Origin of the sequence: Lihuaxuella thermophila, from assembly GCF_900110165.1 — a bacterium.
GTDB classification, from domain to species: domain Bacteria; phylum Bacillota; class Bacilli; order Thermoactinomycetales; family Thermoactinomycetaceae; genus Lihuaxuella; species Lihuaxuella thermophila.
The window spans coordinates 81,451-94,080 of record NZ_FOCQ01000014.1; the positions used below are offsets into that span (position 1 = coordinate 81,451).

Below are 12,630 nucleotides of genomic sequence, written 5' to 3' on the forward strand. Positions count from 1 at the left end.
TTTCCCCGGCATAACATATGGCAAAGAAAAAGGGGGGAGAGGCAGTGTCGAATGGGTTGAAAGAAGTGGCCGCGTGGACCGGAGAAGAAAACTTGTCCGATTTATTACATCATCATTACGGAATTCGGTTAAAAGGAGCGGAGCCGGTACGCGGCGTTCTCAAATTACAGACGGACGAAGGGCCATTTGTCCTCAAACGCGTCCGCAGCGGGGAAAAAGATCGTTGGAAATGGGTGGCCGAACTGGCCCGGCATGTAGAAATGTCCGGGTGTGAAGAGATCCGAATCCCACAGCCGCTGTTTACCGCTTCCGGCCGTCTTTATTTTCACGGTTATCGTTTCCCCTATGTCCTGCTTCCTTGGTTGGAAGGAAAACCTCTCTCTTTCAATCGGGCGGATGACTGGAGACGCGCATCCCGGGCTCTCGCTCGCTTTCATCAGAGTACGGTCGGCTTTAAGCCCGGTTCATCCGGCCGCCGATATGATTGTACAGGTAAGTGGCTGGCTGAATGGGAACATGTATGTCAGCAATTGGACATCTTCCGGCTGGCCGCCAAATGGACCCCGAATCCCACTGAAGCCGATCAATCCTGGTTGCAAACAGCTTCTTATATCAGCGGGCTCATGGAAAATTTGCTTGAATATTATCAGAAAATCGACGGAGATGAGCCGTGCCAAAAATCGATACCATCCGGCAAATGCTGCCACAATCGCTTACACCGGCATAATCTGCTGGCAGATGACGAAGGATGGATTCAGTTTGTCGACTGGAACCAGGCTGTGTTGGACATCCGACTCCGCGACCTGGCCCAATGGCTCACCTATGCCTACGGCAGAACGGGAAGTCAGCAAATTTTAACGGATGTTTTGAAATCCTATCAGGAGGTGGCCCCTCTGGAGGAGGGTGAGTATTCCCTGCTGTATGCCCGTATGCTATTTCCCGAGAAATTATTCCACTTGCTCAGACGTGTCTATCAAAAGCAGGACATTTCGATTCACTCGGCGGCACCGGACATTCAAAAAGCCGTACAAACGGAAGAAAAGAAAGCCGGACTGCTTCGCGGGTATACAGCTGCCGTCAAAGAAGAGTTTCACATCACGATTCCCAAGCTGGATTGGCTGCATTAGAAGGTGTTCATTCTCACAGGCCTTGGCGGCCTTTTTTTCTTGAAAGGGTGCAGAAGACGTTTTCCGTGCACGTTTTAGCAGCCGAAGACGCGACACTCACTGCCGGGTTCCGGCTTCGGTCCGGTGTCGCCGTCTTTTCGGATTCGATTGAATGGATGTATAATAGATGAAAACGAATATTTTAAAAATTCGCATGTATTGTCCGTTTCATCCTCTCCGGACTTTCTGGTCAAGAATGCCCTTCTCTCCATAGAAGAACAAAAGTGATCATAGAAAAAACATCTGACTCTCTGTTACGATAGTATGAAGGGAAGAGAACCAGCAGTTCCTGTGACCAGGACTTTACCAGATGATGCTTCGTTAGGGCCGTAGAATCTTCGACAAAGATGGCGGCTTAGAGTTGAGTCAACGAGAGCCGCAGTTCGACAAGTGCTGCTGTTCCCGTTTCCCGGATATGCATCAAGGATCGTTTTATGTAAAATATACCCGGATATACATATGAAAAGCAGCTCGTCAGACTTGTTTGGCCCAAAGCGAATGTAGCCGACAATAGAAAAAAATGCTAATCTTGGAACAGAGCCCACTGTGATGAGGGGGAGGATAGATGTGAGACAAATCACGATCGAATTTTGCATTTCCAATCTGGTGAACGGTTCGTTATCAGTTTATTACCGCTTAAAAGAAGATTTTCCCCAGCTGGAAATCAGAGCAGAAAGATGTTTGGGATATTGCGGGCGCTGTGTCAATACATTCTTCGCACTCGTTGACAATGAACTGGTGGAAGCGGAAACGCCTGATGAGCTGTGCGAAAATATCATATATACAATCGCTGAGAAAACTTTCACTCCCAACAGTTACAGCGGGGGAAGATCCACGTTTTAACCTTCTCCCCGCTGACGGGCCGCTGTGATGATCATGTCAGGAAGACGAGAACGAACGAGCCTAAGCAGCAGAATATACCGGCAACTAAACTGGCAAATTGAATCTGCAGCCAGAAGGATCTTGTTCTGTCTTTTTCCTCGGAGTCCTCTTCTGTGAAAGGATCATCCGTCAGTTCGTCATCGATGCCCGTATATTTCTCCCGGTTTTTCATCATGTTTTTCATACTTTTGGCAAAAACGGTGAAAAAACCGCCTTTGACTACATAAATAAGGGCTGCAATCATCAGACAAGCAAGTCCGGCTATAAACAGATGGTTAATGAACGGGATCAACTGAAATTGAGAGGTAAGCGCAGACAGACTCAGCGATGAGACCATAAATATGAAAGTATAAACGAAATACCTGTTTTTCAGCATAGCAGGCCTCCAATTATGAAGAAGTTGAATGAGGGGAACCGGTATGAAGGGGGAGGGTTAGCCCTTTTCTATTACACCCGATTCATTTATAATTAACAAGTCATTACGAATATGTGCGCTCCCTGCCATGACCTGTTAATCCGGAAAGATTTTAATTATTTGGATAAGGAGGGATCCACCGAATGAACCAAAAAAAGTGGAGAGCACTTCTGGGGATCGTTCTTTCAGCCGGATTGCTGCTGAGCGGATGTAACAGTTTTACTCCGGCCGGCAGCTCGGGTGAAAGTGTCTTAAGCGACAACCAAACACTGAGGATGGCGGAAAGCCAGGAACTTATTTCATTGGACAGCGCAAAGGCTGCTGATGTTGCTTCATTCAATATTTTGAATAATGTGCAAGAAGGCTTGATGAGAATAGGCAAGGAAAAGAAACCGGAGTATGGGATCGCCCAAGAGGTGGAAATCAGTCCGGATAAAAAAACCTATACCTTTAAACTGCGTGAGGATGCAGTATGGAGTGACGGGAAGCCGGTGACGGCCCACGACTTTGAATACGCATGGAAACGGGCGCTCGATCCTGCCACCAAGTCGGAATATGCTTACATCCTGTATCCGATCGTCAATGCGGAAGAATACAATACAGGAAAAGCCAAAGCCGATCAAGTCGGAATCAAGGCGACTGATAATTACACATTGGTGGTAAAACTGAAGGAGCCGAAGATCAACTTCCTGAGCATGACGACATTGTCTGTTTTCTATCCGCAACGCAAAGATATTGTGGAAAAATTTAAGGATCAATACGGAATGAAGCCGGACCGTTTGGTTTATAACGGCCCATTTACGGTGAAGGAATGGAAGCCGCAAAAAGTTGTTTTGGTGAAAAATGAAAAATACTGGGACCGGAATGCAGTCAGTTTGAAACAAGTGGATGTTCATATCGTCAAAGATGCCGCTACAGGGATCAACTTATATAATAGCGGACAGATTGACACGGCACCCCTGACACAGGCTTTTGTGGATGCCTACAAACAAACGCCTGATTATGTGGACGTCGAATTGGCAACCACAACCTATATTTTGTTTAATCATGAAAAAGCGTTTTTCAAAAACGATAAAATCCGCAAAGCGATCAGTTTGGCCATTGACCGCGATGAGATCGCCGAATCGATCATGAAAGACGGTTCGAAGCCGGCAGGATCTCTCATCCCCCATTCGCTCAACGGCTATGGAAACAAGTCGTTCCGGAATGGGGAAGTGGTTAAGCGGGATGTGGCAAAAGCCAAAGAATTATTCAATCAGGGTCTTGCCGAACTGGGACTCAGCAAACCGCCAACCGATATTACGATGATCAGTTACGACTCCACCGCGAGAAAAGACGTCGCCTTGTATGTGAAAGAACAGCTCCGCACCACGTTGGGACTGGAAATCAAACTGGATGCCCCCACATGGAAAGTCCATCTGGACAAATTGAAAACGGGCAATTTTCAGATGGGAATGCTTTCCTGGTCAGCCGACTATAATGACCCGATCGGACATTTTGAGATCTGGCAGACCAGCAACCCGTTCAACTGGTCCAAATTCAGCAATGCAAAGTATGATCAACTGGTAAATCAAGCAAAGAAGGAAACCAACCAGAAGAAGCAATATGAGCTGTTGCTGGAGGCTGAAAAAATTTTAGCAGGGACTGAAGGCGAAGGACAAGCCGGCTTTGTTCCGCTGTTCTATCAGTCCAAAGCATATGTGCAGAAGCCCTATGTCAAAGATCTGTACCGCCATGCGTACGGTGCCGAGTACAGTCTGAAGTGGGCATACATCGCCAAAGCGCAAGAGAAAAATTAAATGTGTTTTTTTGTATAATTTATAAAAAAAAGCGGACCCGGCAAGGGTTCGCTTTTTTTGTTTCGTCAGGATCGGTCAATTCCTGGTGGGTTCTATAACATAACTCTTTACAAACGAATCTTTTAAGGGTTAAATATATTATGTAGCAGCGAATTACTTATTAAAATGTTTGAAATTTAAGCTGATTTCCATAATCTGTTCGCCTGTTGTCCGTTTCTGGCAAACATTTTTGAACAAGCCTTGTTATTTTTTTGATATGAATTGTTTTAATTTGCTGAGAGGCATTTTATGTCCGCCATGACAACTTATTCCACCATGCTTCGGGTTAAGGGCCAAGTTTGGCCTTAACTATAAAAATATATATGTTTAAAAAAGGGGGCAAAAACGAATGAACAAGAGATGGAAACTCTCTTCCTTGTTGGCCATCATGCTAGTGGCTTCATTGGTATTGTCTGCTTGTAACTTTGGCGGTGGCCAACAGGGCGGCGAAGGGCAAGTCTTGAACTTGATTGAGAGCAGCGAGCCGCCGGGCCTTGACAGTGCCAAAACCACTGACAACGTTTCTTTCAAAATCCTCAACAACGTGATGGAAGGGCTTATGCGTGCCGGTAAAGACGGCAACCCGGTACTGGGCATGGCTGCCGAAGAACCCAAAGTAAGTGACGACAAAAAGACGTATACCTTTAAAATCCGTGACGCCAAGTGGAGTGACGGAAAACCGGTAACCGCCCATGACTTTGAATACGCATGGAAACGTTCGCTGGATCCGAAGACGGCTTCTGAATACGCTTACATTCTCTACCCGATCCTGAATGCCGAGAAATACAACACGGGTAAAGCCTCAGCCGATGAGGTCGGCGTCAAAGCGCTTGACGACAAAACCCTGGAAGTGAAGCTGGAAGCTCCGATTCCGTACTTTAAGGATCTGCTCGGCTTCCCGACTTACTTGCCGCAACGCAAGGACATCGTTGAAAAATACGGGGACAAATACGCATTGGAAGCCAAAAACCTCGTATACAACGGACCGTTTATTCTGTCTGACTGGAAGCACAATCAAAGCTTCCAATTCAAAAAGAACCCCGACTATTGGGATGCCAAATCCGTCAAACTGGATACGGTCAACTATCAGATTGTAAAAGAATCCGCCACCCAGGTAAACCTTTATAAAACCGGAAAAGTGGACTTCACCGAAATCGGACCTGAGCTTGTGGATACCTATAAAAACGACAAGGATCATTTCATCATCAACGAATCCACCTCCGTATATGCGGAAGTGAACCAAACGAAACCGCTTTTTGCCAACAAGAAGATCCGCCAGGCGCTTGCCATGGCCATCGACAAAAAGACTTTGACTGAAAATATCCTGAAAATCGGTGTTCCGGCCGATGCGGTCGTACCTCCGACCATCAAAGCGAATGAAACGAAGAAGTTCCGCGAACTGGCTAAAGCCGGCATTCCGTACGACAAGGATAAAGCGAAACAGCTCTGGGAAGAAGGCTTGAAAGAGCTGGGCATGTCTGCTCCGGCCGAGCTGGAAATCGTCGGGGATGATCTCCCGCGTGCCAAAGCGGCGATGGAATTCATGAAAGAGCAGTACCGCGTCAATCTGGGGCTGAACCTGAAAATCACCTCCGTACCGTTCAAGCAGCGTTTGGAAAGAGGAAAAACCGGTCAATTTGATATTCTCCTGTCCGGTTGGGGCGCGGACTACAACGATCCGATGACGTTCCTGGATCTGTTTGTGACCGGAAACAGCTTCAACCGCGGAAAATGGAGCAACAAAGAATTTGATGCCCTCATTCAGAAATCGAAAACCAACCCGAACTTTGAGGAGCGTCTGCAAGACCTGATCAAAGCTGAACAAATCATGATGGAAGATGCGGGTCTCATCCCGATCTACTACAGAAGCCGCCACGCCGTGGTCAAAGATTATGTGAAAGACTGGGTATGGCATTCTGTCGGCCCGGATTACACCCTGAAATGGGCTTACATTGAAGGTAAATAATCACTCTCACCCTAAGATGGGATCAAGCTTGGCTGAAGGTATATGCCGGCAAAAGGCATATACCTTCTCCATGTCTTTTTTTCGCCTGTTAGGAGAAAGGATGTGAATCAATGTGCTAAGGTATACGCTTAAACGGCTCGGGTATATGGTGGTCACCTTATGGGTCATCATCACGGCCACCTTCGTGATGATGAAAATGTTGCCGGGGGACCCGCTGAAAAGCGAAAAAGTTCCTCCCGAAGTTCGCGCGCAAATCCTGAAACAATATGGTTTGGATCAGCCACTGCCTGTTCAATATGTCAAGTATCTCGGCAATGTGGTGCAAGGCGATCTGGGCAAGTCGCTCTCGTTTGATGGTCGCAGTGTGACGGATATGATTTTGGAGGGATTTGGTCCTTCTGCCTTTATCGGTATTCAGGGGCTTTTGTTCGGAACCGTCATCGGATTGATTCTGGGATCTGTGTCGGCATTGAAGAGAGGTTCCCTGATCGATAATGCTTCCACCTTTTTTGCCGTGTTGGGAGTTTCGATTCCCAACTTTGTGATGGCTGCATTGCTCTCTTACTATGTCGGTGTGGTATGGGGAATTTTGCCTCCCGGCCTCTGGGAGTCTTATGAATATTCGATTTTGCCCTCATTAGCGTTGTCATTCCCCGTGATTGCCCAAATCTCCCGCTATACCAGGACCGAGATGGTCGAGGTGCTGGATCAGGATTATATGAAAACAGCCAAAGCCAAAGGGCTGGAGCGTTCGGCCATCATCATCCGCCATGCGCTCCGTAACGCGTTGATCCCTGCCGTAACCATCCTCGGACCGCTCGCGATCAACATTATTACCGGTTCGCTGGTTGTGGAACAGATTTTTGCCATCCCCGGCATGGGAGAACTGTTTGTCACGTCCGTTATCAATAATGACTACACATTGATCATGGGCGTTACCATCTTCTACAGCGTGTTGATCGTTGGGGTCATCTTCCTGGTCGACCTGTTATACGGAGTGATTGATCCGCGAATCCGCCTGTCCGGAGCAAAGGAGTGAGATGAGTGAGCGCAAGCAAAAATTTGACACCGGAACTGTTTCAACCTGCAATGATTGCTGACAGCGCCAAAAACCAGCTCGCCCGGGAACGGGTAGGTTTCTGGAAGGACGCATGGCGCCGGTATTGTTCCAACAAAGGGGCTTTGATCGGACTCATCATTATTATTGCCATCGGTTTGCTGGCTTTCATCGCCCCGGCGGTCAGTTCTTATGACTATCAAACGCAAAATGTAAAGATACAAAACAAAGAAAGCTTTTACGGAGACCATATTTTCGGAACCGACAAATTCGGCCGCGATTTGTGGACGCGTACCTGGTACGGGGCCAAGATCTCGTTGTTGATCGCTTTTTTGGCCGCTTTCCTCGATCTGGTCATCGGCGTCACCTTTGGCGGGATTTCGGGTTACTTCGGGGGCCGCGTCGATATGATTTTGCAGCGGATTATTGAGATTCTCTACTCGATTCCCAATTTGATCGTGGTGATCTTGTTGATGTTGATCTTTGAACCCGGAATCGTTCCGATCGCTGTCGCGATGGCGGTTGCCGGCTGGGTTCCCATGGCCCGCGTCGTTCGGGCGCAGATGTTGAAATTGAAATCGCAGGAGTTCGTGTTGGCTGCCCGCACGCTCGGAGCCAGCCATGGCCGCATTCTGACGAAACACATGATTCCAAACGTAATGGGACCGATCATCATCGCGGTTACCTTTGCCATCCCGACCGCGATTTTCTTTGAGGCCTTTTTAAGCTTTATCGGATTGGGAATCCGTCCGCCGGAAGCGAGTCTGGGAGTGCTGTTGAGCGAAGGAGCAGATGTCTTCCAGCTGTTCCCGTACCAGTTGTTCTGGCCGGCAGTTGTGATCAGCTTGATCATGCTCAGCTTCAACCTGATCGGTGACGGACTCAGAGACGCACTGGATCCGAGAATGCGCAAATAAGGGGGGAACCGGAATGGCCAAAGTGTTGGAAGTTCGTGATTTGCACGTATCTTTTAAAACGTATAACGGTGAAGTGCAAGCGGTGCGCGGCGTGAGCTTTGATGTGAACAAAGGGGAAACAGTGGCCGTCGTAGGGGAATCCGGCTGCGGGAAAAGCGTGACTTCCCAAACGATCATGCGCTTGCTTCCAAGCCCGCCGAGCATGATTAAGTCCGGTGAAATCATGTTTGACGGCAAAGACCTGACCAAATTGGATGAAAAGCAGTTGGAGAAAATCCGCGGGGCGGAAATCGCGATGATTTTCCAGGACCCGATGACCTCTTTGAACCCGACGATGACCGTTGGGGGACAAATCACCGAAGGCTTGATGAAACACCAAAAAATGAGCAAAGAGGAAGCGAAAAAGAAAGCCATTGAGATGCTTCGCCTGGTAGGAATTCCAAGTCCGGAGTCCCGCATCAGCCAGTATCCGCACCAGTTCAGCGGCGGGATGAGACAACGGGCCATGATCGCGATCGCCTTGTCTTGCGCGCCGAAACTGCTGATCGCCGATGAGCCGACCACCGCTCTCGACGTGACCATTCAGGCGCAAATTATTGACTTGATGAAAGAGTTGCAGGAAAAAGTTGGAACCTCAATTATCTTGATTACCCACGATCTGGGTGTCGTTGCTGACATCGCTGACCGCGTGGTTGTCATGTATGCAGGAAAAGTAGTGGAATCAGGCAGTCTGGATGAAGTTTTCTATCAACCCAAACATCCTTACACCTGGGGGCTGTTGGCATCGATGCCCCGTTTGGACCAGTCGAGCGATCAGGATCTTCAGCCCATTCCGGGAAGTCCGCCTAACTTGCTCAATCCGCCGAAAGGCTGCCCGTTTGCCGCCCGCTGCAAATACGCCATGAAAATTTGCACCCAGGAAATGCCGGAAACCAGTGATGTTTCGTCCACGCATCGAGTGGCTTGCTGGTTGCAACATCCGATGGCTCCCAAAGTAGAGCCACCAGCCATGGCGGTAGGAGGGGAATAAGATGAGTCAACTGCAAACAGTTAAAATGGAGACCCGGACAACCAGCCAAGCGAAAAAAGATGTGATTCTGGAAGTAAGAAACCTGAAAAAACATTTTATCCTGGGGAAGAACCAAGTGGTGCAGGCGGTGGACGGAGTCTCGTTCGATGTGTACCGCGGTGAAACACTCGGGCTTGTCGGCGAATCGGGTTGCGGCAAATCCACCATCGGGCGGACACTGATCCGTTTGTACAATGCGACCAGCGGATCGGTCAAATTTGACGGAAAAGATATCTACAGTCTCAAAGGAAAAGAACTGAAAAAATTTAACCAAAAAATGCAGATGATATTCCAGGATCCGTATGCTTCGCTCAACCCGCGGATGACGGTGATGGATATCATTGCCGAGGGGATTGATATCCATGGGCTCGCCAAAGGGGAAGAGCGCCGCAGACGGGTCATCGAACTTCTGGAGACCGTCGGATTAAATGAAGAACATGCGGACCGTTTCCCCCATGAATTCAGCGGCGGGCAGCGCCAGCGGATCGGGATTGCCCGCGCCCTGGCTGTCGAACCTGATTTCATCATCGCCGATGAGCCCATTTCGGCCCTTGATGTTTCGATTCAGGCCCAAGTGGTCAACTTGATGAAAAGGTTGCAAAGGGAAAGAGGTCTCACTTATCTCTTCATCGCCCATGACCTGTCGATGGTGAAATATATCTCTGACCGGGTCGGAGTCATGTACCTCGGGAATCTGGTTGAATTGGCTGAAAGTGATGAGCTGTACGACAACCCGCTTCATCCCTATACCGAAGCCCTGCTTTCCGCTGTGCCGATTCCGGACCCGGAGACGGCCCGCACCCGGGAGCGGATTATTCTGGAAGGAGACGTCCCCAGCCCGATCAATCCCCCCAGCGGATGCCGCTTCCGCACCCGTTGCCCGAAAGCGATGGACATCTGCAGCCAGGTGGTTCCAACCTGGCAGGAAGCCGCACCGAACCACTGGGTGGCGTGCCATTTATATAACGATGAAGCGAAACGTGAATCCTAAACATGTAGAAGGCGGTTGCTACCGCCTTTTTTTGTATTGTAAAAAAATCTTCGCCCGAATCCGCTGAGCCTGTCGTTTTTTGGAAGAGGGGATAAATGTGTTGTTTTTCCTAATTTTGTGTAAGCAAGAGGCAGTATATATTTTTTTAAATAAAAATCATCCTCCATCAGAAGGAAATTAAACAAGGCAGATCGAATACTTACCGATGGACAAGTCATGCTCTTTTTTCATTTTATGAATATTTACTTATGTGCGAGTTTTTAATCTGGATTAATTTCTATAACTATTTACCTATTTGCATTCATCCATATGTTGTCATTTTGTAGGGGGTAACAGGGTGTCTCAAGAACTTTTACAAATTCATAATCTTAAAACTTACTTTTTTTCAGATTCCGGCAAGATCCCCGCAGTAGACGGGATTACGCTCAGCGTCAAGCGGAGGGAAACGGTTGCGCTGGTGGGCGAATCCGGATGCGGAAAAAGTATTACCTCCTTATCCATCATGGGTTTGCTCCCGGAATCGGGGAAGATCGTCGATGGTGAAATCATCTTTAACGGTGAAAACCTGGTCAAAAAAACGGATGCTGAGATGGAGCGCCTCCGCGGCAATGAGATCTCGATGATTTTTCAGGAGCCGATGACTTCTCTCAATCCGGTGCTCACCATTGGTGAACAGATTATGGAAGGGATCATTCTCCACCGGAAAGTGAGCAAGCAGGAAGCGAGAGAGCGGGCGGTTCAAATGTTGAAGCTGGTCGGTTTTCCCCGCGCGGAGGAAATCTTGTCCGAATATCCGCACCAACTGTCCGGGGGAATGAGGCAAAGAGTGATGATCGCGATGGCGATGGCGACCAATCCCAAGCTGTTGATCGCCGACGAGCCGACCACTGCCCTGGATGTGACGATTCAGGCCCAAATTTTGGAATTGATGAGAGAAGTAAAAGAAAAATTTGAAACCTCGATCCTGCTGATTACCCATGATCTCGGCGTCGTTGCCGAAATGGCCGACCGGGTGATCGTGATGTATGCGGGAAAAGTGGTGGAAGAGGCCGGTGTGGAAGAACTGTTTGAAAAGCCGTCCCATCCGTACACCGAAGGGTTGATGAAATCCGTGCCCAGTCTGGAAGAGTCACAACAGCGCCTGTATTCCATCCGCGGCAATGTTCCGTCTCCGGATGAACTTCCGAAGGGATGCCGCTTTGCCCCGCGCTGTGACAAGGCCTGGGACCGGTGTTTTGCCTCGGAGCCGGATCTGAAGGAAATCGCACCCGGACACGCTGTCCGTTGTTTTTTGTATCAGTCTGAAGAAGGGAACGAACCGCGATGAGCCAGTATATACTCGAAGTGAAGAACCTGTCAAAGCATTTTCCGATCAAGGGAGGACTGATGAGGCGGACGGTTGGGTATGTAAAAGCGGTCGACAATGTCAGCTTCAGTGTCAAAAAAGGCGAAACCTTTGGATTAGTGGGAGAATCGGGTTGCGGCAAATCGACGACCGGGCGCACGATCCTGCGCCTGATGGAACCGACTTCCGGAGAAGTGATCTTTGACGGAAAAAATATCGCGGCTCTCACCAGAAAAGAACTGAGAAAAGCCCGCCGGGACTTGCAGATGGTGTTTCAGGACCCTTACGCTTCCCTGAATCCGCAGATGACCGTGGGGGAAATCATCGAAGAGCCGCTGCGGGTTCACGGGATTTATTCCCCGGCCGAACGGAAAGTAAAAGTCAAAGAATTGATGGAAACGGTAGGCTTAAACCAAAGTTACATCGACCGTTATCCCCATGAATTTTCCGGCGGGCAGAGACAGCGGATCGGGATCGCCCGGGCACTTTCTTTGCAACCCAAACTCATCGTTGCCGACGAACCCGTTTCCGCTCTGGACGTCTCCATTCAATCGCAGGTCGTCAACTTGATGGAAGACCTGCAGGAGCAATTTGGACTTACGTATATTTTTATCGCGCATGACCTCAGCGTGGTGAAGCACATCTCGGACCGTGTGGGCGTGATGTATCTCGGGCGCATGGTGGAAGTGGGACCCAAGCAGAAATTATACGAACAGCCCGCCCATCCGTATACGGAGGCCCTGTTATCCGCTGTACCGATTCCCAATCCAAAGGCCAGACGGGAGCGGATCGTGCTCAAGGGAGATGTGCCCAGTCCGGCCAATCCCCCGCAGGGATGCGCTTTTCATCCCCGCTGCCCGAAGGCGTTCGACAGATGCAAAGCGGAGCGGCCGGAGCTGATTCATCTGGGCGGCGAGCATTATGTCGCTTGTCACCTGTATGACGAGCAGGAGAAAAGCGCAGTGTTGACGATGTAAAGGGGGG

General features: G+C 49.1%; 11 protein-coding genes. 10 read left to right on the top strand and 1 reads right to left on the bottom strand.

Going from position 1 to position 12,630, the window contains the following annotated elements; translation table 11 throughout:
- The first annotated feature begins 44 nt into the window (after positions 1-44).
- Positions 45-1,127, top strand: coding sequence for a phosphotransferase (locus BMW55_RS15000; RefSeq protein ID WP_170839966.1), 1,083 nt, complete (start codon positions 45-47; stop codon positions 1,125-1,127).
- A gap of 606 nt (positions 1,128-1,733) precedes the next feature.
- Positions 1,734-2,009: a DUF1450 domain-containing protein gene (locus tag BMW55_RS15005; RefSeq protein ID WP_089971120.1), complete on the top strand. Its 276-nt coding sequence runs from the start codon at positions 1,734-1,736 to the stop codon at positions 2,007-2,009.
- Positions 2,010-2,040: 31 nt separating this feature from the next.
- Here the strand turns inward: BMW55_RS15005 and BMW55_RS15010 are convergent, their stop codons facing one another.
- Positions 2,041-2,424 (bottom strand): DUF3899 domain-containing protein, encoded by a 384-nt coding sequence (locus BMW55_RS15010; RefSeq protein ID WP_089971124.1) that lies wholly within the window; start codon positions 2,422-2,424, stop codon positions 2,041-2,043.
- 182 nt (positions 2,425-2,606) lie between these two features.
- Here BMW55_RS15010 and BMW55_RS15015 point away from each other — a divergent pair, with 182 nt between their 5' ends.
- From BMW55_RS15015 to BMW55_RS15050, 8 genes are all read left to right on the top strand, one after another.
- Positions 2,607-4,262, top strand: a complete 1,656-nt coding sequence (locus BMW55_RS15015) for a peptide ABC transporter substrate-binding protein (protein ID WP_089971128.1) — start codon at positions 2,607-2,609, stop codon at positions 4,260-4,262.
- Between the two features lie 388 nt (positions 4,263-4,650).
- Positions 4,651-6,267 (top strand): peptide ABC transporter substrate-binding protein, encoded by a 1,617-nt coding sequence (locus BMW55_RS15020; RefSeq protein ID WP_089971131.1) that lies wholly within the window; start codon positions 4,651-4,653, stop codon positions 6,265-6,267.
- 112 nt (positions 6,268-6,379) lie between these two features.
- A complete protein-coding gene (locus BMW55_RS15025; RefSeq protein ID WP_089971137.1) occupies positions 6,380-7,306 on the top strand; it encodes an ABC transporter permease in 927 nt (308 codons plus the stop codon).
- Positions 7,307-7,356: 50 nt separating this feature from the next.
- The gene (locus BMW55_RS15030; protein WP_089971262.1) at positions 7,357-8,241 is read left to right on the top strand and encodes an ABC transporter permease; all 885 of its coding nucleotides are present in this window, start codon (positions 7,357-7,359) and stop codon (positions 8,239-8,241) included.
- Between the two features lie 13 nt (positions 8,242-8,254).
- The gene (locus BMW55_RS15035; RefSeq protein WP_089971140.1) at positions 8,255-9,271 is read left to right on the top strand and encodes an ABC transporter ATP-binding protein; all 1,017 of its coding nucleotides are present in this window, start codon (positions 8,255-8,257) and stop codon (positions 9,269-9,271) included.
- A 25-nt stretch (positions 9,272-9,296) separates the two neighbouring features.
- Complete coding sequence (locus BMW55_RS15040) at positions 9,297-10,301, top strand: ABC transporter ATP-binding protein (protein WP_089971263.1); 1,005 nt, start codon at positions 9,297-9,299, stop codon at positions 10,299-10,301.
- A 337-nt stretch (positions 10,302-10,638) separates the two neighbouring features.
- Positions 10,639-11,628 (top strand): ABC transporter ATP-binding protein, encoded by a 990-nt coding sequence (locus tag BMW55_RS15045; protein ID WP_089971144.1) that lies wholly within the window; start codon positions 10,639-10,641, stop codon positions 11,626-11,628.
- A complete protein-coding gene (locus BMW55_RS15050; protein WP_089971149.1) occupies positions 11,625-12,623 on the top strand; it encodes an ABC transporter ATP-binding protein in 999 nt (332 codons plus the stop codon). The genes BMW55_RS15045 and BMW55_RS15050 overlap by 4 nt, the downstream gene beginning before the upstream one ends.
- The last annotated feature ends 7 nt before the right edge of the window (positions 12,624-12,630 follow it).

Bases quoted from the DNA above. Each gene is read 5' to 3' on its own strand.
- BMW55_RS15030 (WP_089971262.1), top strand. From the start codon at position 7,357: ATGATTGCTGACAGCGCCAAAAACCAGCTCGCCCGGGAACGGGTAGGT.
- BMW55_RS15050 (WP_089971149.1), top strand. From the start codon at position 11,625: ATGAGCCAGTATATACTCGAAGTGAAGAACCTGTCAAAGCATTTTCCG.
- BMW55_RS15035 (WP_089971140.1), top strand. From the start codon at position 8,255: ATGGCCAAAGTGTTGGAAGTTCGTGATTTGCACGTATCTTTTAAAACG.
- BMW55_RS15015 (WP_089971128.1), top strand. From the start codon at position 2,607: ATGAACCAAAAAAAGTGGAGAGCACTTCTGGGGATCGTTCTTTCAGCC.
- BMW55_RS15020 (WP_089971131.1), top strand. From the start codon at position 4,651: ATGAACAAGAGATGGAAACTCTCTTCCTTGTTGGCCATCATGCTAGTG.
- BMW55_RS15040 (WP_089971263.1), top strand. From the start codon at position 9,297: ATGGAGACCCGGACAACCAGCCAAGCGAAAAAAGATGTGATTCTGGAA.
- BMW55_RS15010 (WP_089971124.1), bottom strand. From the start codon at position 2,424: ATGCTGAAAAACAGGTATTTCGTTTATACTTTCATATTTATGGTCTCA.